Source organism: Flaviramulus sp., from assembly GCF_982512915.1.
Genome location: NZ_CEWOCJ010000009.1, coordinates 22,025 through 48,323 on the forward strand (window position 1 = coordinate 22,025; position 26,299 = coordinate 48,323).

Annotated in this window: 25 protein-coding genes and 1 riboswitch; of the genes, 4 read left to right on the forward strand and 21 right to left on the reverse strand. The window is 32.0% G+C overall.

Annotated features, from left to right (window positions below):
* Positions 1-102: 102 nt before the first annotated feature.
* From AC1XJX_RS08000 to rsgA, 5 genes are all read right to left on the reverse strand, one after another.
* Entirely contained in the window at positions 103-1,326 is a 1,224-nt protein-coding gene (locus AC1XJX_RS08000; protein WP_482003449.1) for a 3-phosphoshikimate 1-carboxyvinyltransferase, read from the reverse strand.
* 54 nt (positions 1,327-1,380) lie between these two features.
* Positions 1,381-1,707 (reverse strand): nucleotide pyrophosphohydrolase, encoded by a 327-nt coding sequence (locus AC1XJX_RS08005; protein WP_482003450.1) that lies wholly within the window; start codon positions 1,705-1,707, stop codon positions 1,381-1,383.
* A gap of 130 nt (positions 1,708-1,837) precedes the next feature.
* The gene (locus tag AC1XJX_RS08010) at positions 1,838-2,215 is read right to left on the reverse strand and encodes a hypothetical protein (RefSeq protein ID WP_482003451.1); all 378 of its coding nucleotides are present in this window, start codon (positions 2,213-2,215) and stop codon (positions 1,838-1,840) included.
* 41 nt (positions 2,216-2,256) lie between these two features.
* Positions 2,257-2,709, reverse strand: coding sequence for a D-aminoacyl-tRNA deacylase (dtd, locus tag AC1XJX_RS08015; RefSeq protein WP_482003452.1), 453 nt, complete (start codon positions 2,707-2,709; stop codon positions 2,257-2,259).
* Between the two features lie 10 nt (positions 2,710-2,719).
* Entirely contained in the window at positions 2,720-3,670 is a 951-nt protein-coding gene (gene rsgA / locus AC1XJX_RS08020; protein ID WP_482003453.1) for a ribosome small subunit-dependent GTPase A, read from the reverse strand.
* Positions 3,671-3,758: 88 nt separating this feature from the next.
* On the opposite strand from rsgA, the gene AC1XJX_RS08025 reads away from it, so the two are divergent.
* Positions 3,759-4,211, forward strand: a complete 453-nt coding sequence (locus AC1XJX_RS08025; RefSeq protein ID WP_482003454.1) for a hypothetical protein — start codon at positions 3,759-3,761, stop codon at positions 4,209-4,211.
* Positions 4,212-4,257: 46 nt separating this feature from the next.
* On the opposite strand, the gene AC1XJX_RS08030 is transcribed toward AC1XJX_RS08025, so the two are convergent.
* The 4 genes from AC1XJX_RS08030 to AC1XJX_RS08045 are packed head-to-tail and all read right to left on the reverse strand — an operon-like array spanning position 4,258 to position 8,173.
* Positions 4,258-5,340, reverse strand: a complete 1,083-nt coding sequence (locus AC1XJX_RS08030; protein WP_482003455.1) for a chorismate mutase — start codon at positions 5,338-5,340, stop codon at positions 4,258-4,260.
* A gap of 10 nt (positions 5,341-5,350) precedes the next feature.
* Positions 5,351-6,202 (reverse strand): prephenate dehydrogenase, encoded by an 852-nt coding sequence (locus AC1XJX_RS08035; RefSeq protein WP_482003456.1) that lies wholly within the window; start codon positions 6,200-6,202, stop codon positions 5,351-5,353.
* 1 nt (position 6,203) lies between these two features.
* Positions 6,204-7,349 (reverse strand): pyridoxal phosphate-dependent aminotransferase, encoded by a 1,146-nt coding sequence (locus AC1XJX_RS08040; RefSeq protein WP_482003457.1) that lies wholly within the window; start codon positions 7,347-7,349, stop codon positions 6,204-6,206.
* Entirely contained in the window at positions 7,346-8,173 is an 828-nt protein-coding gene (locus AC1XJX_RS08045) for a prephenate dehydratase (protein WP_482003458.1), read from the reverse strand. Before AC1XJX_RS08045 ends, AC1XJX_RS08040 begins: the two co-directional genes overlap by 4 nt.
* A gap of 323 nt (positions 8,174-8,496) precedes the next feature.
* Here AC1XJX_RS08045 and gldA point away from each other — a divergent pair, with 323 nt between their 5' ends.
* The 3 genes from gldA (at position 8,497) to AC1XJX_RS08060 (ending at position 12,846) form a co-directional block, all read left to right on the forward strand.
* On the forward strand, positions 8,497-9,390 hold the full coding sequence (gldA, locus tag AC1XJX_RS08050; protein ID WP_482003459.1) for a gliding motility-associated ABC transporter ATP-binding subunit GldA: 894 nt from the start codon (positions 8,497-8,499) through the stop codon (positions 9,388-9,390).
* A 174-nt stretch (positions 9,391-9,564) separates the two neighbouring features.
* Positions 9,565-11,652 carry a phosphate acetyltransferase gene (gene pta / locus AC1XJX_RS08055; RefSeq protein WP_482003460.1) on the forward strand — a complete coding sequence of 696 codons (2,088 nt, stop codon included), beginning with the start codon at positions 9,565-9,567 and terminating at the stop codon, positions 11,650-11,652.
* A gap of 3 nt (positions 11,653-11,655) precedes the next feature.
* Complete coding sequence (locus AC1XJX_RS08060) at positions 11,656-12,846, forward strand: acetate/propionate family kinase (protein ID WP_482003461.1); 1,191 nt, start codon at positions 11,656-11,658, stop codon at positions 12,844-12,846.
* Here AC1XJX_RS08060 and AC1XJX_RS08065 read toward each other — a convergent pair.
* The 12 genes from AC1XJX_RS08065 to AC1XJX_RS08120 all read right to left on the reverse strand — a co-directional run bounded on the left by AC1XJX_RS08065 (position 12,832) and on the right by AC1XJX_RS08120 (position 26,294).
* Positions 12,832-13,578, reverse strand: a complete 747-nt coding sequence (locus tag AC1XJX_RS08065; protein WP_482003462.1) for a head GIN domain-containing protein — start codon at positions 13,576-13,578, stop codon at positions 12,832-12,834. The genes AC1XJX_RS08060 and AC1XJX_RS08065 overlap by 15 nt on opposite strands.
* The gene (locus AC1XJX_RS08070) at positions 13,575-14,672 is read right to left on the reverse strand and encodes an acyloxyacyl hydrolase (protein ID WP_482003463.1); all 1,098 of its coding nucleotides are present in this window, start codon (positions 14,670-14,672) and stop codon (positions 13,575-13,577) included. Before AC1XJX_RS08070 ends, AC1XJX_RS08065 begins: the two co-directional genes overlap by 4 nt.
* Before the next feature lie 34 nt (positions 14,673-14,706).
* Positions 14,707-15,663 (reverse strand): methylenetetrahydrofolate reductase [NAD(P)H], encoded by a 957-nt coding sequence (gene metF, locus AC1XJX_RS08075; protein ID WP_482003464.1) that lies wholly within the window; start codon positions 15,661-15,663, stop codon positions 14,707-14,709.
* A gap of 136 nt (positions 15,664-15,799) precedes the next feature.
* On the reverse strand, positions 15,800-18,475 hold the full coding sequence (gene metH, locus AC1XJX_RS08080) for a methionine synthase (protein ID WP_482003465.1): 2,676 nt from the start codon (positions 18,473-18,475) through the stop codon (positions 15,800-15,802).
* Complete coding sequence (locus tag AC1XJX_RS08085; protein WP_482003466.1) at positions 18,475-19,479, reverse strand: homocysteine S-methyltransferase family protein; 1,005 nt, start codon at positions 19,477-19,479, stop codon at positions 18,475-18,477. The genes metH and AC1XJX_RS08085 overlap by 1 nt, the downstream gene beginning before the upstream one ends.
* Before the next feature lie 48 nt (positions 19,480-19,527).
* Positions 19,528-19,642, reverse strand: a riboswitch (SAM riboswitch).
* A 49-nt stretch (positions 19,643-19,691) separates the two neighbouring features.
* Positions 19,692-20,582: a cysteine synthase CysM gene (gene cysM, locus AC1XJX_RS08090; RefSeq protein ID WP_482003467.1), complete on the reverse strand. Its 891-nt coding sequence runs from the start codon at positions 20,580-20,582 to the stop codon at positions 19,692-19,694.
* Positions 20,566-21,309: a serine O-acetyltransferase EpsC gene (epsC, locus tag AC1XJX_RS08095; protein ID WP_482003468.1), complete on the reverse strand. Its 744-nt coding sequence runs from the start codon at positions 21,307-21,309 to the stop codon at positions 20,566-20,568. Before epsC ends, cysM begins: the two co-directional genes overlap by 17 nt.
* A gap of 33 nt (positions 21,310-21,342) precedes the next feature.
* A complete protein-coding gene (locus AC1XJX_RS08100; RefSeq protein WP_482003469.1) occupies positions 21,343-21,738 on the reverse strand; it encodes a VOC family protein in 396 nt (131 codons plus the stop codon).
* 32 nt (positions 21,739-21,770) lie between these two features.
* Positions 21,771-22,823, reverse strand: a complete 1,053-nt coding sequence (locus AC1XJX_RS08105; protein WP_482003470.1) for an NAD(P)/FAD-dependent oxidoreductase — start codon at positions 22,821-22,823, stop codon at positions 21,771-21,773.
* Position 22,824: 1 nt separating this feature from the next.
* Positions 22,825-23,409, reverse strand: a complete 585-nt coding sequence (locus tag AC1XJX_RS08110; RefSeq protein WP_482003471.1) for a precorrin-2 dehydrogenase/sirohydrochlorin ferrochelatase family protein — start codon at positions 23,407-23,409, stop codon at positions 22,825-22,827.
* Positions 23,410-23,412: 3 nt separating this feature from the next.
* Complete coding sequence (gene cobA, locus AC1XJX_RS08115; RefSeq protein ID WP_482003472.1) at positions 23,413-24,177, reverse strand: uroporphyrinogen-III C-methyltransferase; 765 nt, start codon at positions 24,175-24,177, stop codon at positions 23,413-23,415.
* 20 nt (positions 24,178-24,197) lie between these two features.
* A complete protein-coding gene (locus AC1XJX_RS08120) occupies positions 24,198-26,294 on the reverse strand; it encodes a HEPN domain-containing protein (RefSeq protein WP_482003473.1) in 2,097 nt (698 codons plus the stop codon).
* Positions 26,295-26,299: the final 5 nt, after the last annotated feature.

The following is a 26,299-nucleotide window of genomic DNA, read 5'->3' on the forward strand; positions in this document are numbered from 1 at the left end:
GTTTATTTGTTTAATTGTTGAATCGTTTATAATATATTTATATGACAAACGGATGCAAATATACAATCTGAAAATAGGCGTTGTCAAGTAAAAGCGTGATTATTATTTAGTTATTTTAAATCCGATAGATTCTAAATCATCCCAAAAGGTTGGATATGATTTGGAAACCACCTCAGCATCCTCAATTAAAATAGGCACTTTTAAAGCCAAAGGGGCAAATGCCATAGCCATTCTGTGATCATTATATGTTGAAATAGTAATGGATTCTTTGATAGTATTTGCAGCCGTTAAATGTAAAGATTCATCTGTGATTTCAACGTGACCACCTAATTTTTCAATTTCAGTTTTCAATGCTACTAGCCTATCGGTTTCTTTTATTTTTAAAGTATGAAGCCCCGTTAAATCACATGCAACACCTAAAGCAAAACAAGTAACTGCAATGGTTTGAGCTATATCTGGTGCATTTTTCAAGTCTAATTCTAAAGGTTGAATGTTAATAGTTTCTTTCTTTAAAGTAAGTTCATTATCATAAAAAATAGTATTAACTCCAAAATGTTTATAAATTTCAACTAATGCAGAATCACCTTGAAGTGAGTTTTCTTTATAAGAGGATAATGTAATTTCAGTCCCCACATCGCTTAAAGCAACAATACTAAAATAATATGAAGCTGAAGACCAATCTGATTCTACCGTAAGTATTTTAGGTTGAAGTATTTTATTTGAAGGTTTTACTGTAATATTGTTTACTGTAAATGTAGTTTCTATTCCTATTTCATCCAACAAACTTAATGTCATTTCTATATAAGGCACCGAAGTAATTTTACCTTCAAGAGTTAACTTTAAACCATTTTCAAGTTTTGAAGCTATTAATAACAATGCCGAAATATACTGACTGCTTACATTAGCATTTAAAGACACTTTGTTTTTAGTTAATTTTTTACCAGTTATTTTGATTGGTGGATACCCTGAATTTTCTATGTAACTGATGTCTGCTCCTAGTTCTTGAAGTGCTTCTACTAAAATTTTAATAGGGCGTTCTTTCATGCGCTTAGAACCTGTTAGTGTGATTTCTCTACCTTCTTGTATTGAAAAATAGGCCGTTAAAAATCGCATGGCAGTACCTGCATGATGAATATCAATAAGGTTTGAAGTTGACTTTAAAGCTTTTGTCATTAAAACACTATCATCAGAATTTGAAACATTTTCAAGGTGAAACTCAGTATATAATGCTTGTAATAATAGTAAACGGTTAGATTCACTTTTAGAACCTGTAATTTCTACCGAAGATTGTTTAGCTATTTTAGATTTTTGTAGTGTAATATTCATTATGGTATATTAAAAAAACGCCTCTTAAAAGAAGCGCTCAAATATACTTATAAATTATTTTAATTTTTCGTTATTATGATGCCTATCATGGTCTCGTTTTGCTTTCCTATCCATTCTTTTATCAAAAGCCTCTTGCAAATCGACACCGGTTTGGTTGGCTAAACATAAAACTACAAATAACACATCGGCAAGCTCTTCACCCAAATCTTTGTCTTTGTCGCTTTCTTTTTCACTTTGTTCCCCATAACGGCGTGCAATAATTCGTGCCACTTCGCCTACTTCTTCGGTAAGTTGCGCCATATTTGTTAGCTCGTTAAAATAACGAACGCCATGGGTTTTAATCCAATTATCAACTATTTTTTGGGCGTTTTGTATGTTCATTTTTAGTGTGTTATATACTTTTCTATAGTATTAATTTCTTCTCATTTAAGCCATAAAGTTGGCAAACCATTTGGTCTATTTGTTAATCTTTAGTTTCTATTTGGGTTTTTGGGGTAATAGACTTTTGTTGTTATGTTGTAAAATAATCTTCCCATTCTACTTCTTGAAATAAGGTAAGTTTTATTTTAAGTTTGGCTAATTCTTTCATAAAATCTGTATAAGACAACAAATACCAATCTTGTGATTTTTTAGGCAAAGTTTCTAACTCAAATTTTCTTTGATTAGTTCTTTGGAAATTTAGAGTTGGATTTTTAGTATAACCCAGAACATTTACTAACAAATCAATTAAAAATTCTCCTTTATATTGTTCTTCTTTGCTATTTCTAATATTTTCTTGAATACCAGGATTTAGAAAATGATTTTTGTAAATAGTCCATTTCTCTAAAACAACCTCTTTTTTTAAAATGTTTAGAAATTTTTCTTTAACTGAATTTTGAAATAAACTCATGTGAATTTGTATTGTTTATAAATATAAAAATTTAATACTATTTATTCTTTGTTTTTTGAGTCGATAATAATGGTAACTGGCCCATCATTTAGAAGTTCAACTTTCATATCGGCACCAAATTGACCAGTTTGAACTTTTTTAGCTAAATCTGTTTCTATTTGTTTTACAAAAGATTCGTATAAAGGAATGGCCATATCTGGTTTTGCTGCTTTTATATAACTTGGCCTGTTTCCTTTTTTTGTAGAAGCGTAAAGTGTAAACTGGCTTACAACTACAGCATCGCCATCAACATCTAAAAGTGATTTATTCATCACATTGTTTTCGTCTCCAAAAATTCTAAGATTAACTATTTTATTTGAAAGCCAATCAATGTCATTTTGAGTATCATCATTTACAATACCTAATAAGATTAAAAGCCCACTATTTATGTTTGCTACTTTGTTGCCTTCTATAGTTACACTTGCCTTTAAAACGCGTTGGATAACAGCTTTCATAAATTAAATTTTACTCCTTTTCCCAGCTATCAGTTCTATAATGCTCATCTTCACCTTCTACAATTTGTAAATAACTACGGTAACGTGAGAATGCAATTACATCATTATCTAAAGCGTTTTTAATGGCGCAATTAGGTTCCTGGATGTGTAAACAATTATTAAACTTACAATCTTGTTTCAATTTAAAAATTTCAGGAAAATAATCACCCACTTCTTCTTTATCCATATCTACTACACCAAAACCTTTAATACCAGGTGTATCTATAATTTGACCACCAAAACTCAAATCGAACATTTCGGCAAAGGTTGTAGTATGTTGACCTTGCATATGTAAGGTTGAAATCTCTTTTGTTTTAATATTTAAATCGGGTTCAATAGCATTAACTAGTGTAGATTTACCAACACCTGAATGCCCTGAAAACATAGTAATTTTATTTCGCATCAAGGCCTTTATCTTATCTACATTTTTTCCTGTTTTAGCAGAAACCCCAATACACTCATAACCTATATTTCTATAAACATGTGCTAAATATTTTACTTCATTGAGAGTTTCTTCATCATAAGTATCTATTTTATTAAAAAGCAAAACCGTTTTGATAGAATAAGCATTTGAGGTAACTAAAAATCGATCTATAAAACTGGTTAAAGTTGGCGGATTATTGATGGTAATCATTAAAAAAACAAGATCTATATTTGAGGCTATTATGTGGGTTTGTTTTGATAAATTGACCGACTTACGTATTATATAATTGGTTCTGTCATGAATTTTATGAATTACTCCAGACACTTGATTATTATCAGTTTCCAATTCAAAATCTACAACATCTCCAACCGCTATAGGGTTTGTACTTTTAATGCCTTTTATACGGAATTTCCCTTTTATTCGGCATTCGTAAGTTTTTCCTAAATTGGATTTAACTGTATACCAGCTTCCGGTAGATTTATATACTTGTCCTGTCATTAATCAAAATTATACTACAAATTAACAACTTTTCGTGTTAAGAAAATGGTTATATTGGATGCATAATCATAAAAAACCAATCAACAACATGAAAAAATTATTAATTTTATTAAGCATTTCTTTATTTGCCTTTATCGAAACACATGCTCAAGTAGAGTATAAAGTTGTAACTACAGTTGAGTCTATTGTTCCAAATGGTTTAGGACGTTCTAGAATGATAAGTGCCAATGAACAAAAAAATTACAAAGATTTTACAAGTACTCAGACTGAGGATGACAACACGAGAAATAAATCTGACAGAGCAGAAATTAGAGTTAAAGGCTTTGATGAGACTAAATTATTAAACTTCTACAATCTTGGTGGTATACGCTTTCAAAATATTGCAGCCAATGATGCCTTAATTGAATCAAAAATTAACACTATGATTGAAGAAGGCTGGGAATTAGCTTTTGTAACCAGTGCTGTTGAAAGTGAAGCTGGTAAAGGCGATGGTCAAGGTATTTTTATTACACGATTTATTTTTAAAAGAAATAAACAATAATTTTTCTTAAAAAAAAAGCCTCGCAATACGAGGCTTTTTTTATGTGTTAACCATTAATTATTTTTTCTTGATGATTAATTGATTCTTGATGAATCGCTTTAAACATTTTCAAAATAAACTCTTCACTAAGTCCTTTTGATTCGCCTTCAAGTACCATTTTACCTAAAATTTCGTTCCAACGTTTAGATTGTAAAACCGCTACATTTTTAGATTTTTTAAGTGCGCCAATCCCATCAGCAGCTTTCATACGTTTTCCTAAAAGCTCAATAATTTGATTATCAACCACATCAATTTGTGCTCTTAAATTATCAAGTTGCTTATTATAATCAGCCTCCGCATCAGTTTCTTTTCTGATTTTCAAATCTTTCATGATTTGAACTAAGGTTTTTGGAGTTACTTGTTGTGCAGCATCACTCCAAGCGTTATCTGGATCGTAATGTGTTTCAATCATCAATCCATCAAAATTTAAATCTAAAGCGGTTTGAGAAACATCAAAAATCATATCACGTTTTCCTGTAATATGAGAAGGATCGTTAATTAAAGGAATATCTGGATATTTATTTTGAAACTCAATGGCCATTTGCCATTCAGGGTTATTTCTGTACTTTGTTTTTTCATAAGTTGAAAACCCTCTATGAATTGCTCCAATATTTTTTACACCGGCTTTATAAATACGCTCAATTCCACCTAACCATAAAGCTAAATCAGGGTTTACAGGGTTTTTAATTAAAACTGGTTTATCTGTACCCTCTAAAGCATCTGCGATTTCTTGCATAATAAATGGACTTACGGTAGAGCGCGCACCAATCCATAATAAATCTACATCATGCTCTAAAGCTAATTTAACATGAGCTGAATTGGCAACTTCCGTACAAATTTTCATACCAGTTTCGGCTTTAACTTTTTGTAACCATTTTAATCCTAAGGCACCTACACCTTCAAACATTCCTGGGCGTGTTCTAGGTTTCCAAATACCTGCTCTAAAATAACTAACATCTGTATCTTTAAGCTCGTGTGCTATTTTTAAAACTTGCTCTTCAGTTTCTGCACTACATGGTCCTGCAATTACTAGTGGATGATCTAATTTTAAATCATCTAACCACGTTCTCATTTCTCTGTTGTTTTCCATAATTTTACTCTTAACTAATTCCTTTTAAAATATCTTTTATATGATTGGTATTTTCCATCTCGTTAAAAATAGCATCAAAATCGTCTTGTTTCATCAAGTCTTTAAAATGCGTGAGATTAGAAATATACTCTTCCAATGTTTCTATAACATTGATTTTATTCTGTTTAAAAATAGGTGTCCACATAGCAGGTGAACTTTTTGCTAAACGAACTGTAGATGCAAAACCACTGCCAGCCATATCAAAAATATCATGTTCGTTTTTTTCTTTTTCAATAACTGTCTTACCTAACATAAACGAGCTGATATGTGATAAATGGGACATATATGCAATATGTTTATCATGCGCCTCAGGATTCATGTAACGAATACGCATCCCTATATCTGTAAATATTTTTAATGCTTTTTCTTGAAGTTTAAATGTTGTTTTTTCAACTTCGCAAACGATGTTGGTTTTACCTTGAAATAAACCAGATATTGCTGCACTAGGTCCGGAATATTCTGTCCCAGCAATTGGATGCATTGCTAAAAAATTTCTGCGTTTAGGATGATTTTCAACAACTTTGCAAATATCTACTTTAGTTGAACCAGCATCAACAACCAAACCTGTTTCTGGTATTTTGTCTAGTATAGAGGGTAATAGTTTCACTGTAGCATCTACTGGAATTGAAACGATCACTAAATCAGCATTTTCGATATCATCTAGAGTTGCTTTTTTATCTATTAATTTAAGTGATAAAGCTTCGTCTAAAGTTGTTTCTTTTCTACTAATACCATGAATAACTAACTCTGGATTATTCTTTTTAATATCAATAGCCAAACTGCCACCTATTAAACCAACCCCTATGATGTAAATATTTTTCATATTACTTAACTCTTACTATGGCTTCTCCTAAAGCTTCGGTTGATGCACATAAAGAAAAACGGATGTATCCTTCTCCTTTTGTGCCAAAAATAGTTCCAGGTGTTATAAAAATATGATTCTCTTTCAATACCAAATCTATGTATTCTTCAGATTTCACATTTGGCGGTAACTTAGCCCAAACAAATAAACCAGTAGCTTCTGTATCATAAGTACAGTTTAAAGCGTCGGCTAATTGCCAAACTAGATTTCTACGCTCTTTATAAACATTGTTTAATGTTGCAAACCACATTTTTGAGCATTTTAAAGCTTCTATAGCGCCTTTTTGAATGCCATAAAACATCCCAGAATCCATATTACTTTTTACCTTCAAAATATTATTAATATGAACACTATCTCCCACAACCATACCTACACGCCAACCTGCCATATTAAAGGTTTTACTCAATGAATTAAGCTCTAAACAAACCTCTTTTGCACCCTCAACACTTAAAATACTTTTGGGAGAATCATTTAAAATGAAACTATAAGGATTATCGTTTACAATTAAAATATTATGACGTTTTGCAAAAGCAACTAACTTTTCAAATACAAATTTTTTTGGTAGAGCTCCTGTTGGCATGTGCGGATAATTAACCCACATAAGCTTCACTTTAGTTAAGTCTAATTTCTCTAAAGCATTAAAATCTGGCAACCAATTATTAGCTTCGTCTAATTCATACAACACTCCTTTTGCACCCAATAATTTTGTAACCGATTGATAGGTTGGATATCCAGGATTTGGAATTAAAACCTCATCTCCCTCATTTAAATAGGCCATAGAGATATGCATAATACCTTCCTTACTTCCCATTAATGGTAATATTTCGGTGGACGAACTTAAATTTACAGAGAAATGCTCTTTGTAAAATTTAGACATTGCCTCTCTTAATTCTGGAAGCCCTTGATAACTTTGGTATTTATGTGCATTAGGATTTTGAAAACTATCTGCTATGGCAGCTACTACTTTTTGTGGTGGTTGCATATCTGGGCTTCCAATACCTAAATTGATTATAGGTTTACCATTAGCAATAAGTAAATTTACCTCTCTTAATTTTTTAGAAAAGTAGTATTCCTCAACGGTTTGCAATCTATTAGCTGCTTCAATCATAGCTTTGCATTTTTATATTCGCCTAATACTTTAAAGCCTTCACCCATAATATCTATAATAGATTTAGCTTTGCTAAAATCCTGATATTTTTCAAATGTCACATCCACAAAAAAGGCATATTTCCAAGGAGTTTCAACAATTGGCAACGATTGTATCTTAGTTAAGTTTAACTTACAATCACTCATTACATTTAAAATAGCTGCTAAACTACCGCGTTTATGATCAGTTTCAAACATCACCGAAGCTTTACTAATTTGATTTTCTGGCACTTCAGAATTCACCCTTTTAACAATCGCAAATCGGGTTTCATTTTGCTTTATAGTTTGAATACTATGTGCTAAAATATCCAGATTAAAAATTTCAGCAGCCATGGTACTTGCTATAGCTCCAACACCTTTTAATTGCTTTTCTTGAATACGTTGAGCTACCTCAGCAGTGTCTTTATCTTCAATTAATTTAATGTGCGGATAATGTTTAAAAAAATCTTTACACTGTAATAAAGCCATTGGATGAGAATATACTTCTGCAATATCAGATATGGCTTGGTTTTGTAAAGCCATTAAATTATGCTGAATATCTAAATAATGTTCACCAACAATATGCAAGTTATATTTATCAATTAAAGCGTAATTAGGTATTATAGATCCTGCAATAGAATTCTCTAAAGCCATAATAGCAGCATCGCAAGATTCTGTGATTAATGAATCTACAACAATATCGAATGTTAAACACTCAATAACATCAACAGGCTTGTCAAAAAATTGCTGCGACACAATATGATGAAAAGATCCTTTTACTCCTTGTATGGCTACTGTGTTAATCAAAATTTAGTTTCATTTTAAGTATTCAATCAATTGTTGAACAAAAAAAAGTCTCGATTTTCATCGAGACTCATATTTTAAATTTATAGTTATAAATTATACATACAATGCCTCGTTTCTTTTGCTAAAAAAGAAATAAAACCAATTGTTAAAATATGTATAATATACTGTCATTGTCGTAATTATGTCGCTAAAGTAATTAAATAATTAAGAAATCAAAATACAATAAAATCTTTTTTCTCAATTATTTAAAAGATTTAAAGATTTTACATCAAAACTTCCTTTACATTATATAATCGATTATTTTTGAACAAATAATTTTAATTATGTCTATTGAAGTAGCAGGTGTTTCAAAACTTTATGGTAAACAAAAAGCATTAAACAAGGTGTCTTTTAAAGTTGAAAAACCTGAAATTGTTGGTTTTCTTGGTCCTAATGGCGCTGGAAAATCTACGATGATGAAAATTTTAACAACTTATATTGATGCCAACGAAGGATTGGTAAAAGTAAATGGATTTGATGTTACTAAAAATGCAGTGCAAGTTCAAAAAAGTGTTGGTTATTTACCAGAACATAATCCGTTGTATTTAGACATGTATATTAAAGAGTATTTAGCTTTTAATGCAAGTATCTACAAAGTAGAAAAAGAACGCATAGATGAAGTAATTTTACTTACTGGATTAACTAATGAGTCTCATAAAAAAATAGGACAGCTGTCAAAAGGATATCGTCAACGCGTTGGGCTAGCAAATGCTTTATTACACGATCCTGAAGTTTTAATTTTAGATGAACCCACCACAGGCTTAGACCCTAACCAATTAGTAGATATTAGAAACCTAATTAAAACTATCGGCAAAACTAAAACCGTTTTTCTTTCGACTCATATTATGCAGGAGGTTGAAGCTATGTGCGGCCGTGTAATTATTATTAATAAAGGTGAAATTGTTGCAGACAAAAAGCTAAAAGACTTAAGAGATGAAAAAGAACAAACCGTTATTGTAGAATTTGATTACCGTATTGAAGAAGCATTTTTATTAAAACTGCCTAAAGTTGCCAAAGTTGTAAATACCTATGATTTTGTTTACGAAATCACTTTTAAAACTTCTGAAGATATGCGCTCTTATGTGTTTGATTTTGCTCATGAGAATCAACTAAAAATTCTTCAACTAAATCAAAAAAATGCAAGTTTAGAATCTCTTTTTTTAGAACTAACTTCTTAAATTTCTCTTTTATCTTTTCTTTGTTTTTTTTGGTTTTTATATTTATAACTTCAACCATGACAAATGTCATCTTTACATGAAATATAAGACCTTAAATTTGTGTTAAGATAATTCAAACTAAGTTTTTAAAAAAAGTTAACGAAGTATCTTTGTATTAAAGCAAAAAAAATAGCAATGAGTAAAGGAATTTATGTAGCAACCATTGAGCCTAATAGTGGAAAATCCATAGTTGTTCTTGGTTTAATGCGAATGCTTTTGGGCAAAACAGCAAAAGTTGGTTATTTCAGACCCATTATAGATGATCTTGAATATGGCGAATTAGATAACCACATCAGTACGGTACTTTCACATTTTGAAATAAATATCAATTACAAAAAGTCTTTTGCTTATACCAGAAATGAAGTTCTCAATTTATACAATCAGGGCAAATCAGGAGAGGTTATTGATGAAATTATTAGAAAATACAAGTACTTAGAAAATCAATTTGATATTGTTTTAGTTGAAGGTACTGATTTCTCTCATGAAAATTCTAGTATAGAATTAGATTTAAATCTATTAATTTCAAAAAACTTGGGACTTCCTGTCATCATTGTAACAAGAGGTGATAAAGGAGATCTAAAAACAATTGTTGACAATGTGCAATTAGCTTTTGATACGTTTAAACAGGAGGTAGATGTGCTTTCAATAATGACTAATAAAGTAAAACATGAGAACCTAAAAGAGTTAAAAAGTTTATTAAAAGAACGCATTAAAAATACAAACATTACTGTTATACCTATTATTCATAGCCTATCTAGCCCAACTATAAAAGAGATTGTAAAATCATTAGATGGAAGAATTCTTTTTGGTAAAGACATGTTAAACAATCTTTCAGAAAATTTTAGTGTTGGTGCTATGCAACTTCGTAACTACTTAACCTATTTAAAAGAAAATGCTTTAGTAATAACACCTGGGGATAGAGCTGACATTATATTAGGAGCTCTTCAAGCTAACATCTCAAAAAACTACCCTAAAATTTCGGGGATTATTTTAACTGGTGGCCTAATTCCTGAAGAACCTATTTTAAAGTTAATAGAAGGACTTTCTAGCGTCGTACCAATAATAAGTGTATCTGGTGGCACTTATTCTGTAACAAATAGTATTGGAACAATTAGACCAAAAATTTATGCTGAGAATATTGAAAAAATAAACACGTCTATTTCAACTTTTGAGAAACATGTTGATACCGATAAACTTTCAAATGATTTAATAACATTCGAATCTGATATTTTTACTCCAAGAATGTTTCAATATAATTTATTACAACGTGCTTTAAAAAATAAAAAACACATTGTTTTACCAGAAGGCAATGATGAACGTGTTTTAAGAGCAGCCGCTAGATTAATTGATGCACATGTTGTAGAATTAACATTACTAGGTGAAAAAGACCAAATTAAAGAGCTTATCGAAAAACTTGATATTCCACTTAACATAAATGAAATCAATATAGTTTCTCCAACAAAATCGCCACATTTTGATGATTATGTAAAAACCCTTTATGAACTAAGAAAACATAAAAACGTGAATATGGAAATGGCACGAGATATGATATCAGATGTATCGTATTTCGGAACCATGATGATTCATAAAAGACATGCAGACGGCATGGTTTCTGGCGCCGTACATACAACCCAACACACACTTCGACCTGCGTTGCAATTCATTAAAACCAAACCAGGTGTAAATATTGTATCCTCTATTTTCTTTATGTGTTTAGAAGATAGAATATCTGTATTTGGAGATTGTGCCATTAACCCAAACCCGAATGCTCAAGAGTTGGCAGAAATTGCCATTTCATCAGCTAAAACCGCTAAGGATTTTGGAATTGAACCTAAAGTGGCCATGCTTTCATATTCATCTGGTGCTTCTGGAAAAGGAGCCGACGTTGAAAAAGTTAGAGAAGCTACCGAAATTGTTAAAAAACAAGCTCCAAATATTAAAATTGAAGGTCCAATTCAGTATGATGCGGCAGTTGATATGCGCATTGGGAAGAGCAAATTACCAGATTCTGAGGTTGCTGGACACGCAAGCGTGCTTATTTTCCCTGATTTAAATACAGGGAATAACACTTATAAAGCAGTGCAAAGAGAAACTGGTGCTTTAGCTATTGGTCCTGTTTTACAAGGATTAAATAAACCTGTGAATGATTTAAGCAGAGGTTGTACAGTGGATGATATTTACAGTACGGTTATCATTACAGCTATTCAAGCTCAAGATATTTAAACTATGAAAGTACTTGTTTTAAATTCTGGAAGTTCATCTTTAAAATTTCAATTATTTTCTATGCCAGAAGCACTTGTTTTATGTTCTGGATTAATTGAACGTATTGGCTTTAATGATGCAAAATTTATATTTAAATCTGAAAATGATTCTATTGAAATTGTAACTGCCATTCCAAATCATAAAAAAGGCTTAGAACTTGTTTCTAAACTACTTTTAAAAAGTAAATATAGCTTAATTAAATCCTCTGATGCTATTGATATTGTTGGACATCGGGTGGTACATGGTGGAAATTACTTTAGTAATACTACTGAAGTAACAAATGAAGTGAAAGAAAAAATTAAAGCACTTTCTAGTTTAGCTCCGCTTCATAATCCAGCAAATTTAGAAGGTATTGAAGTTGCTGAATCTATTTTTACTAAAGCAAAACAAGTTGCTGTTTTCGATACGGCATTTCATCAATCTATACCCGAATATGCCTATAAATATGCTATTCCAACTGATTTAACTTATAAATACCATATACGTTTATATGGGTTTCATGGTACTAGTCATAAATACGTTTCAGAAAAGGCTATCGAATTTTTAGGAAGAAAAAATTCAAAAAAAATAATTAGTATTCATTTAGGAAATGGTTGCAGTATGACAGCTATTAAAAATGGAAAAAGCATCGATCATTCTCTTGGATTTTCTCCGAATAATGGATTAATTATGGGAACTCGATCTGGTGATATAGACTCTTCTATAATCTTCTATCTAGCTAAAAAAATTGGATATAGTTTAGACAACGTAAACGATATTTTACAAAAAAAAAGTGGTATGTTAGGTTTAACTGGTTTTAGCGATTTAAGAGATATTCAAAAAGAAGCTGAAAAAGGAAATAAAGCTTGCCAATTGGCACTTGAAATGAACGTATACCGCATAAAAAAATACATTGGTAGTTACACCGCTATTTTAAATGGCTTAGATGCTATAATTTTTACAGCTGGTATTGGAGAAAATTCGGCGTTAGTTCGTCAAATGGTTTGTAACGATTTAAATTATTTGGGTATTGAACTTGATGAAATTAAAAATCAAGAAAGATCTGGAAACATTAAAGTTTTAAATTCAGAAGCTTCTAAAGTTAAAATATTAGTAATTCCTACAAATGAGGAATTAGAAATCGCTAAACAGTCTTTTAAATTATTCAAAGATTAATCGCCCTTTGTATTGCTCTTCTACTTCAATACTTGTTGGTTGATTGACACAAATAACATTTCCGGCTCCTGATATTTTACCTTCAATAGATTGTATTGGATTTACAATCATATCATTAGAACTTCTATTCCAAATAGTCACATTTTGAGCCGATAAATTTCTTCCTTCAAATCGTGACGTTCCTGAAGCAAAAGTGATATTCATAGTATTTGTTCTACCTGAAATAAAACAATTAGATAAGTTATTAAAAACTAAACTAAATGAATTATTATCAATTTGTAATTTAAAATCACCACTAGTAAAAGAATCTGGAACACTAAAATCTTCTGAAAAAACAGTTAAATTCGGATAAGTCAATACCCCCTTTGAAGTTACATCGTATTGTGTCGAACTTCTAATTTCAATGATGTTTGGAGATGTTATAAACACCTTCGAAATCCCGTAACCACGTATAAAATTACAAGAATTATTATCAGTTAAAGTTAGCTTTCCATTTACAACAACTGCTGTAACATCATTAATTAAATTACTACCAGTTTCAATAATTACTTTCTGCTGAAAACCTTCGGATATTATGAGTTCAATATCTCTATTTACAAGAATTTTATCAAACACATCAACTGTAATTTCTTGTTGTATTATGGCTCCTGTTTTTTGAAAACAATCTCCAGTATTTTCGCTATCGCAAGAAAAAATTAAACTAAAAAAAAAGATGTATATGTATTTTTTCATAACCTAACGCCAATTCCAAATTCAACAGCTTCTGCTTTAGCCCCATGAGATTTTAAAGTTAAAGCTCCAAACCATTTTTGAGCGAAATACCTTTTTAATCCAACTCTAAAATACGTTCTCCCTTCAAAGTCAAATGGGTAATAAACATAATAACCCAACTGGGTTAATATTGATGATTTGTTTACAAACAATTCATGTCCAACAAAAACGCCAACACGTTTAAAATCTTCATTACCTGAAACACCTTCTTCAGGAAATGAAACACTTTTATAATAAATCAATTCTTTTAAAAAATTTGAAAAGAATACATCTGTACCAAATTGCAAAGCGCTTTTTCTGTTAAGTCGTTTATCAACATATCCAGAAAAAATATAAAATGGAAATTGTCCACTTCGAACAACATCACTTTCATTAACTCCAGCTCTTAATACAATATTATACTTTAAAGGTTCTGTAAACTTTTTATCGTTTTCCGCTAATGTTTTTTGAAATTCTGGTTCTTCATCATCCAAATTATACACAACTCCTAAATTGAATGTTAGCGAATTAATACTCGCATTAGGTGCTTTTACATTGGCATTAGAATAATGTAAAAAGGACAAGCCACCTTGTAAACCAAAATTATCAATAATTCGTTCTTTTTTATAGTTAAGCATCACATAAGTGCTACTCATCAAATTAGACCCAAAAGCAATATTTCTGAAATTATTTTCTTTATCATAGGGCATATTAGTATATGCCAAACCTTGACCTATCCGAAACATTAAGTTACGATTAAAAAAATAAAAATTATAATGCGCATACATCGAAGGTACATTTCCTAAAACATCATTTTTTAAATTTTGATACGCAAAGGAAACGCCGTAATCTGGATAATTAAAACGTTGTTCCCAATACTTAAACCCATAAGTTTTTTTATTCCAACTTAAAATAAAACCTTCTGGATGCCCCTGTATTAAATGAAGAATATCATTGTTGTGCAATGCAATATTCCCTTTAAAGTAATTAACATCAAAATATGATGTGTTTTGATTTTCTTGTGAAAAAGAAAAAATACAATAGACAAGAAAAACACAAAAAAGAAAAAGCCTCATAAATAGATTTTGCGAAGCAAAAATAACCGAATATTTAAAACAACTGTGATGCTATCGCTTTTATATTATCACTTTTACCCATAGAATAATAATGTAAAACAGGTACTCCAGCTTTTTTAAGTGCTTCAGATTGTTTTACTGCCCATTCAATACCCACTTCTCTAACCTGAGCGTTATCCTTACATTTTTCTACTTCTTTAATCAATTCTTCAGGAATATCAATTTTAAAAACTTGCGGTAATAATTGTAAATGGCGTTTTACAGCAATTGGCTTAATTCCTGGTATAATTGGCACATGAATACCAGCTTGTTTAGCTATTTCTACAAACTTGAAATATTTTTCATTATCAAAAAACATTTGTGTAACCACATAATCAGCTCCAGCATCTACTTTTTCTTTCAAACGTCTCAAATCTGTTTGTAATGATGGTGCTTCCATATGCTTTTCAGGATACCCAGCAACACCAATACAAAAGTCCGATTTATGCTCAGCCTCCATCACATCATGTAAATATTTTCCAGTATTTAAATTCTGTATTTGCCTAACCAAATCTTTAGCAAACTGATGTCCACCCTTAGAAGGCTCAAAATATTTTTGATGACTCATCGCATCACCTCGCAACGCCATAACATTTTGAATACCAAGATAATGGCAATCAACCAACAAATACTCGGTTTCCTCCTTCGTAAAACCACCACACAACACATGCGGCACCGTATCCACGTTATATTTATGCTTAATAGCGGCACAAATCCCAACTGTTCCTGGTCGCATTCTCGTTATTTTTCTATCTAAAAGCCCGTCACCTTTATCAATATACACATATTCCTCACGCGAGGTGGTTACATCAATAAATGGCGGTTTAAACTCCATCAATGGGTCTATATTATCATAAAGCTCTTGAATATTTCTACCTTTTTGCGGCGGAATAATTTCAAACGAAAATAACGTATTCCCTTTAGCTTGTTTAATATGTTCGGTTACTTTCATAAATCTCAATCCTTAAAAAGGATACTTTTAATATGGTTATTATTTTTTTTGGCGTTACCACAAGGGTCGCGCTTTACAATACAAGTCCTCGCTCATACCTCGCTGCTGGCTTTCTGTTTCAATCTCTAACGCTTGCTCACTCTTCAGCTAAATTTGGATGCAACCACTTTCTAGCTTTTTCTTTGGTAATGCATTTTCTTACGGCATAATCTGTTACTTGATCGTCTGTAATTTTGCCCAAACCAAAATATTTAGCTTCCGGATTACCAAAATAGTACCCAGAAACTGCTGCCGCAGGCCACATAGCTAAACTCTCTGTTAAAGTTACCCCTATATTTTTTTCAACATCCAAAAGTTCCCAAATTGTTTCTTTTTCTAAATGATCAGGGCATGCAGGATAACCTGGTGCTGGACGAATGCCTTTATAACTTTCTTTAATTAAATCTTCATTAGTTAAATTTTCTTTTGCGTCATAACCCCAATGCTTAGTTCTTACTTGCTTGTGTAAATATTCAGCAAAAGCTTCTGCAAATCTGTCAGCAATAGCTTGTACCATAATAGCATTATAATCGTCATCCTTCTCTTTATAAAGGGTTGCTAACTCTTGAGCTCCAAAAATAGCCGTACAAAAAGCACCAATGTAATCTGTTTTTCCAGTTTGTTTTGGGGCTATAAAATCTGATAACGCTATGTTTGGAATCCCATCTCTTTTACTTAATTGCTGACGCAAAGTTCTAAAAACAGCTATTTCTTCTCCTTTTTTCTGAACAGAAATATCATCTTCAAAAACTGCATTTGCTTCAAATAAGCCAAAAACACCTTGAGGTTTTAAGGATTGTTTTGAAATAATTTGCTTCATCATTTCTTTAGCATCATCAAATAGTTGAGTAGCTTGTTCACCTACCACATCATCCGTTAATATCTCAGGATATTTCCCGTGTAAATCCCAACTTCTAAAAAACGGACTCCAATCTATAAAAGGTTCTAATTCTTTTAAACTCAATTGCTTTAAAACTTGGATACCTAATTCTTTAGGTTTCAAAATTTTAGAGGTATTCCAATCAATTTTATATTTACGTTTTCGAGCTTCATTAATTGAGATATATGATTTCTCCTTACCTCGTTTTAAAAACTTAGTTCTAAAATCCTCATAATCTGCTTTTAGTTTTGAGGTATATTCATGTGATGTTTTTTTGTTCAATAAATCGCCAACAACCGTTACCGCTCTCGATGCGTCATTAACATGAACAACTGCATTTTGATATTGGGTATCAATTTTTACAGCCGTATGTGCTTTTGATGTGGTAGCGCCTCCAATCAATAAAGGCACCTCAAAATTTTGTCGTTGCATTTCTTTCGCTAAATAAACCATCTCATCAAGTGATGGTGTTATTAATCCGCTTAAACCTATAGCATCTACACGTTCATCAATGGCTGTCTGAATTATTCTTTCTGGGGGTACCATCACCCCTAAATCAATAATCTCATAATTATTACAAGCCAACACAACACTTACAATATTTTTACCAATATCGTGGACATCACCTTTAACAGTTGCCATTAATATTTTTCCAACAGGCTCTTGAAAATCGCCTTTTTCAGCTTCAATAAAAGGGTTTAAGTAGCCAACTGCCTTTTTCATTACACGTGCCGATTTTACCACCTGTGGTAAAAACATTTTTCCAGCACCAAACAAATCACCAACTACATTCATTCCAATCATCAAATGGCCTTCAATAACCTCAATTGGTTTTTCTGCTTCCAATCTAGCTTGTTCAACATCTTCAATAATAAAAGCGTCAATTCCTTTAACCAAAGCGTGTGTAATTCTATCTTGAAGTGAATTTTGTCGCCATGATAAATCCAAGCCTTTTTCAACTTTTGAGCCTTTAACAGTTTCAGCGAAATCTAAAAGACGTTCGGTGGCATCGTCTCTTCTATCTAAAATAACATCTTCAACATGCTCTAATAAATCTTTAGGAATATCATCATAAACCTCTAAAAGTGCTGGATTTACAATACCTATATTCATACCAACTTGAATGGCGTGATATAAGAACACAGAATGCATCGCTTCACGAACACCATCGTTTCCTCTAAATGAAAACGATACGTTACTAACACCACCACTAACACTCACATTTTCTAAATTTTGACGAACCCAACGTGTTGCTTCTATAAAATCGATAGCATTTCTTTTATGCTCATCCATTCCTGTTGCTACAGGAAAAATATTTAAATCGAAAATAATATCTTCAGATGGAAAACCAACTTTGTTAACCAAAATATCATACGATCTTTTTGCTATTTCGATTCTGCGTTCATAATTATCAGCTTGTCCAACTTCATCAAAAGCCATCACAATAACAGCAGCACCATAACGTTTTATTTGTTTTGCTTCCCAAATAAATTTTTCTTCGCCTTCTTTAAGCGAAATAGAATTTACAACACATTTACCTTGTACAACTTGCAAACCAGCTTCAATAATTTCCCATTTAGAGCTATCTATCATAATTGGCACTCTGCAAATATCGGGCTCGGCAGCAATCAAATTCAAAAAACGAACCATCGCTTCTTTTCCATCAATAAGTCCATCGTCCATATTGATATCGATAATTTGAGCACCACCATCTACTTGATGACGGGCAATATCTAAAGCCTCATCAAACTTCTCTTCTTTAATTAATCGAAGAAACTTTCTAGATCCTGCTACATTGGTTCTTTCACCTACATTTATAAAATTACTGTTTTCATTCAGGATTAGTGGTTCCAATCCAGATAAACGCATGTATTTTGTTTGCTTCACTTTCATTATTCAACTATTTCAGTAACCCTTCTTGGTTTATATTTTGAAGCTATTTTAGCAATAACTTTAATATGTTGGGGTGATGTACCACAACATCCGCCAATAATATTGATAAGATTCTTTTTAAAATATTCTTCTATTTGTTCACCCATATCTTCGGGTGACTCATCATAAGTTCCAAAAGCATTGGGCAAACCTGCGTTTGGGTGTGCAGAAATTGCGAAATCAGTTTTGTTTGCAATGGCTTCTAAATGTGGTTGTAATAAGTTAGCACCTAAAGCACAATTAAAACCAATAGATAATAATGGGATATGGGAAACTGAAATTAAAAAAGCCTCAGCAGTTTGACCAGAAAGCGTCCTACCAGAAGCATCTGTAATAGTACCACTTAACATGATTGGTATATCTAAATTTCGATCATCTTTTACTTCTTCAATTGCAAATAAGGCTGCTTTAGCATTTAAGGTATCAAAAACAGTTTCGACTAATAAAATATCCACACCACCATCAATTAATGCTTCAACTTGTTGTTTATAAGCTAATCGTAATTCATCAAATGTTACAGCTCTGTAGCCAGGATCGTTAACATCTGGAGACATACTAGCTGTTCGATTTGTTGGCCCAATTGAGCCTGCTACAAAACGTGGTTTATGAGGTTCTTTAGCCGTAAACAAATCAGCGACTTCTTTAGCTATTTTAGCTGATTGATAATTTAATTCATATACTAAATTTTCCATTTGGTAATCTGCCATAGCAATAGTTGTACCTGAAAAAGTATTGGTTTCAACTATATCTGCCCCTGCTTCAAAATATTTAGCATGAATTTCTTTTATAGCTTGTGGCTGAGTGATAGATAATAAATCGTTATTCCCTTGTAAAGACGTTGGATAGTCTTTAAAACGATTTCCTCTAAAATCTGTTTCGGTAAATTTGTAAGCTTGTAGCATCGTACCCATTGCGCCATCTAGCACTAAAATACGATCTTGTAAAGCTTGTTTTATATTTGACATTGATATTATTTACATCTATCTGTCATCAAGAAAAGTGAAAAAAACTTTTCGTTATCTTTCCAATAATCTTAAAAAATTATTAGTAGAATTTAGCACCTTCTTTAAAGCTAAAGGGTTGCCAAGGCTTCAACGGGTCTATTCCCTCTACCTTTCTTGATAACACTATTAATACATTTATGAACTAGAGCACAAAAATAGGAACTATATTTTTGTTATTCAAACAAAGTAGAAGATAAATACCTATCACCTCTATCACAAATAATAGCAATGATAATACCTTCTTCAATTTGATCTGCTATTTTTAATGCACAAAATACAGAACCACCACTACTCATTCCTGCAAAAACACCTTCTTCCTTTGCTAATCTTTGAGTTGTTTTTTTGGCATCTTCTTCTGAAACATCAATTACTATATCTACTTTTTTTGGATCAAAAAACTTAGGCACATACTCTGGAGACCATTTTCTAATTCCTGGAATTCTTGCCCCTTCAGCAGGTTGTGCACCAACAACAGTAATATCTTTATTTTGTTCTTTTAAAAAGGTTGATGTACCAGTAATAGTTCCTGTTGTTCCCATGGTTGCTACAAAATGGGTAATTTTACCTTTGGTATCTCTCCAAATTTCTGGCCCAGTAGTTTTATAGTGCGCTTTCCAATTATCATTGTTTTCAAATTGATTTAAAAGAGTATACCCATTCTCATCACGTAATTTAAAAGCCAAATCTCGGGAACCTTCAATACCAATATCAGAAGGAGTTAAAATAACCTCAGCGCCATAAGCCTTCATCGTTTTAACACGCTCTTCGGTTGAATTTTCGGGCATAATAAGCACCATATTTAAACCCAATAATTTTGATATAAAAGCTAATGCAATTCCTGTATTTCCACTAGTAGCTTCAACAAGCGTGTCTCCTCTTTTAATATCACCACGTTTCAATGCTTGGTTAATCATATTAAATGCAGGTCGATCCTTCACACTTCCACCAGGATTATTACCTTCTAACTTTAAAAACAACCGCACGCCTTTTTTATTTATCAGATGTGTTGCTTCTACTAAGGGCGTATTTCCAATTTGACCTATTATGCTATTCTCGAATGCCATTTTTTTTGGGTCTTATTTTTATTTCAGTTTGATAGGTGACTAAAGAATTTTTTGGAACCGATTGTGTTATCCAAACATTGGCACCAATTGTACTGTTTTCTCCTATTACAATATCTCCTCCTAAAATAGTTGCATTTGCATAAATACAAACATGATCTTCAATAGTTGGATGTCTTTTTACTTTTGCTAAATCTTTAGATACTTGAATACCTCCAAGAGTAACTCCTTGATAAATTTTAACTTGATTACCAATAATTGCAGTTTCACCAATTACGATACCTGTTCCGTGATCGATATAAAAAGAATCTCCAATTGTAGCCCCTGGATGTATGTCGATACCAGTAACGCCATGAATGAACTCACTCATCATTCTGGGCAAAATATAAACACCTAAATTATGAAGCTCATGGCTCAATCTGTAAATTGAAATAGCATGAAACCCTGGGTAGGCCAAATATATTTCTTGCAAAGAATGCGAAGCAGGGTCATTACTTTCAAAAGCAATAGCATCTAAATCTAACTTTTGTCTTATTTTAGGCAGTTGTTTTTTAAAAACATTCCAAATTTCTTTTCCATTCTCAATCTCTAACTTATTAAGAATTTTAAGGAAGGTTTTTTCTAAATACTCTTTTTGGGCTATCTCTTGATTAGAATCAAACAATGAATAAAACAATCTTTTTGTAAATGTTTTAACGGTGTCTTTTAAACAAACGTTATAGCTTTTCATGATCTTAAACTTATAATTGAAATGTTTAATAATTTAAAATTGTTCTTGAAAGAAAAATAAAATAAGACCATTAGGTTCTGTAATAGAAAAACTTCTGTGACCCCATGATTGATTTGTGATTTCCTGCTTGAAAGGTATGTTAATTGATTTGTATTTATCGTATAATTCATCAATATTCCAAACTTGTATACACATAAAAACACCCTGAGGTGTTCGATAATCCAAACCAGAAATCTGAATTTCATGTGTATTTGGAAACTTCATAACTTCAATTAATCCATTGCCTGCTTGAAACAATGCCCCTTTGTCATTTTGATTTCTATCCCAAATATGCTCTAAATTAAAACCAAGCTTATCCTTGTAAAATTCAAGCGTTTCAACATATTTATTTGTAAAGAAAGTAAATCTAAATTGCCCTTGATTTTTCATAAAAATATTGAGGTCTTTTTTTAAATTAGATTTTAATTAATGGATTGAACCACTGCTTTGGGAGCTTCTTTTCGTGTACCATCAAAACCATCAATTCCACTTACGGTTGTATATTTTAAAACGTACTTTTTACCAGGATTTATAATTCTATAAGCAGCTTGACACATTAAAGTTGCCTCGTGAAAACCGCACAAAATCAATTTTAGCTTCTCAGGATAGATATTAACATCCCCGATGGCAAAAACGCCAGGTATATTAGTTTGATAGTTTAAGGAATTATCAACTTTAATAGCATTTTTTTCAATTTCTAATCCCCAATTTCCAATAGGACCTAATTTTGGAGATAAACCAAATAAGGGAATGAAATGATCGGTTTCTATTTTATTTGTTTCTCCATCAGAAACAACCGTTACTGCTTCAATTTTTCCATCGCCATGTAATGCTGTTACCTCAGCTGGCGTAATTAATTTAATTTTATTAAGTAGTGTTAATTCTCTAACTTTTTCAACTGAATCGAGTGCACCTCTAAACTCATTTCTTCTATGAATTAAAGTTACAGATGATGCGATATCAGCTAAAAATATACTCCAATCTAAAGCAGAATCACCTCCGCCAGAAATAATTACTTTTTTATTACGGTATACCTCTGGATCTTTTATAAAGTACTCTAAACCTTTATCTTCATAATTCTCAATCCCTTCAATAATTGGTTTTCTGGGTTCAAACGATCCCAAGCCACCTGCTATAGCTACTACTGGCGCTTGATGTTTAGTCCCTTTATTTGTTGTTACAATAAAGGAACCATCATCCTGTTTTTGTATAGTTTCTGCACGTTCTCCTAAAGTAAAACCTGGCTCAAATTGCTTACCTTGTTCTAACAAGTTTTTTGTTAAATCGCCAGCTAAAATTTCAGGAAATCCTGGAATATCATAAATTGGTTTTTTTGGATAAATCTCTGAACATTGCCCACCGGGTTGTGGCAATGCATCAATTAAATGACATTTTAATTTTAACAATCCTGCTTCAAAAACGGCAAATAAACCAGTTGGTCCTGCTCCTATGATAAGTATATCTGTTTTAATCATTTTAAGATTCCTTTTTCTCAATTAATCCTTTAGTAAATTCGTTAAGTGTCTCCACTTTTTCTTCAAAATTACCTTTTATTGTTTTTCTATATTCGTTTAAATTCTTAACCAAATCGTCTATATTCTCAGGAATAACATCCTCAAAAAACTGACGTAAACGTTTAGCTGTAGTTGGCGATTTTCCGTTAGTGGAAATAGCCACTTTTACATTACCTTTAGTAACAATACCACCCATGTAAAAATCACAATACGGTGGATTATCAGCTACATTTACTAAAATACTTCTTTTACGGCAGTGCCTGTAAACTTTCACATTCACTTCCGGAACATCAGTCGTTGCGACTACCATATGCTTTCCTTTTAAATACTTTTCTTTGTAAGTATCCATAATTAAGGTAACGTTTCCTTTTTTTGACAAAGATATTGTATCTTTTCTAAACATTGGTGATACCATCATTACAGATGCATCTGGACTCGATTTTAATAAGAACGTTAACTTCTCCTCTGCTACAAAACCACCACCTATGATGAGTATGTTTAAATTTACTGTTTTTAAAAAAATAGGGTATAAATTATTTCTTTCCAAAATCTAATAGTTTACGGCTACCTTGTTATAAATAGAGTTTAATACAACGCGTTCTTTCACAACATCTCCAATTACAATGATAGCTGGTGATGCTAATTGCTTTTCTTTTACAATTTGTTGAATAGAACTTATGGTACCTATACCCACATTTTCGTTTTCTGTAGTACCATTTTGAATGATGGCTACCGAAGTCTCTTGTTTGTTTTCTCCTAAAAACACTTTTACAATTTCATCCAATTTATGCATGCCCATTAAAATAACAACCGTTGCAGTTGATTGTGCTGCCAAAAAAATATCTTTTGATAATTGATGAGATTTTGTGGTTGCAGTAACTATCCAAAAACTTTCTGAAGTACCTCGTTTTGTTAATGGAATGCCTTGATAAGCCGGAACTGCTAATGCTGATGAAATACCAGGAACCACAAAGGTTTCTAAACCAAATGGTCTTACATAATCAATTTCCTCGGCACCTCTTCCAAAAACAAAAGGATCACCTCCTTTTAAACGTACAACGTGTCCTTTTTCTATAGCCTTTACAACAATAAGTTCGTTAATTTGATCTTGTTGATAGGCATAACAACCTTTTCGTTTCCCAACATAAATACATTCGGTATTATTGGATGCGTATTCTAATAATGCCTCATTTATTAGCGCATCATATAATATAACATCTGCATCCTTTATTGCCTTTATCGCTTTTAAAGTGATTAAATCTGCATCACCAGGTCCTGCTCCTACAACAGTTAATTTTGGAGTTTTGAAATTCATTATTCCCTTTTATTAACTGTTTAAATATTTGAAATACTAGTTTCTTGTTCTCTAAAATCTCTTACTTTTTGTAAAAAACCACGCGCATTTTCTATGTATTTTATAGCAAATGCCTCAGTAGGTGCCTGTTTATTAATTTGATAAATTAATTCTGGAAAAGAAGTCCCTAAATCAATTTTACCACTTTCAATAAAAAACTCATTAAATTGAGAAATAATACCTGCTTGAGTATTTGTTGATATATTATCAGCTAACAGCAAAGCTTTTGCCGAATTAACCAAAGAACTATAAGCATGATATATAGCATTTGAATACACTTTATTACCAAAGGATACTTTGGCATTTTCTATTTTTTCTTCACTTTCTAAAAACAAAGTAGCTATTAAATCTATAACAACACCAGCACATTCTCCTACACCAATTTCTTTAACATAGGCTTCATTGGTTCCCCAATCGATAAAATCTTCTTGAGTTAAATTTGTAACATCCTGTAAATCATTTAACAAATCGTAAAAATAACGTTCACCTTTTTCTTTATAATAATCTACAAATTTCTTTCCTTCCGCATGGGATCCAAAATCATTCAAAATTCTACGTAATGCTTCTGGACCTCTTTTACTAGGTACTTTTGCGACTTTATCAGCAAAAACACCGTTACCATCCCCTAAATTTCCACCACCCAACAATACTTGTAATGCAGGTGCCACTAATTTATTTGGTGTACGAACAGACATGCCTTGGAATCCAATATTTGCCATAGTATGTTGCCCACAAGCATTCATACAACCACTTATTTTTATTACCAAATCGTTATTCTCTAAATATTGTGGATATTCAGATTTAATAACACGTTCCAACTCATCTGCTATCCCTGTACTGCTTGCAATTCCTAAATTACACGTATCTGTTCCTGGGCAAGCAGTAATATCAACTGCCTTATTATATCCTGCCTCAACAAAACCAAGTTTATCTAATTCTGTATAGAAAAAAGGGATTAAGTCTTCTTTAACAAATGGAATCAATATGTTTTGACGTAGTGTTAAACGAATTTCTCCTGCAGCATATTTTTCAACTAAATCCGCCAACAATCGTGCTTTATCCGTATAAAAATCTCCTAAAAGCACTTTAATCCCAATTGCCACATAACCTTCTTGCTTTTGCGGAATTATATTGGTTGACTTCCATAAACTGAAAGCAATTTGGTCTTTAATTTCAACTATTGGCATATTAACTGATACTGGTTTAGAGGCTTCAAATGTATTTGCATTAATAGCTACCACATCAAACTCTATAGCATTTTGCTCTGCGCTGACTAACTCTCTGAAAGCCTCTAAACCAATATCCTTTATTAAAAATTTCATTCTAGCTTTAGCACGACTTTTACGTTCTCCATACCTATCAAAAATTCGTAAAACCCCTTCCATAACTGGAATAATTTTATCTGAAGGTAGAAAATCGTAAAGCACGTCTGCGTGTCGAGGTTGTGAGCCTAAACCACCACCAATCATGACTTTAAAACCTCGAACGTTATTTTCAATTTTAGCAATAAATCCTAAATCGTGCATGTAAGACAACCCTGTATCTTCATCTGAAGATGAAAAAGACACCTTAAACTTTCGTCCCATTTCTTGGCAAATTGGATTTCTTAAAAAGAAACGAAATAAGGCATCTGCATAAGGCGATACATCAAAAGGCTCATTAATATCTATACCAGCTGTTTCACTTGCTGTGACGTTTCTAACCGTATTCCCACAAGCTTCTCTTAAGGTTACATCATCTCGCTCTAATTCTGCCCAAAGTTCTGGTGTTCTATTTAAATCTACATAATGAATTTGAATATCTTGGCGTGTTGTAATATGTAAACGCCCTCTTGAATATTCATCGGATACGTCTGCAATTCTTTTTAGTTGATTACACTTTACTTTTCCAAAGGGTAATTTGATACGTATCATTTGAACGCCCTCTTGACGTTGCCCGTAAACACCACGAGCTAAACGCAGACTTCTAAACTTTTCTTCGTCTATTTTTCCATTATTGAAAAGCTCAATTTTATTAGCTAATTCGATAATATCTTTTTCAATAACTGGATTTTCAATTTCTGTTCTAAAACTTTGCATATTCT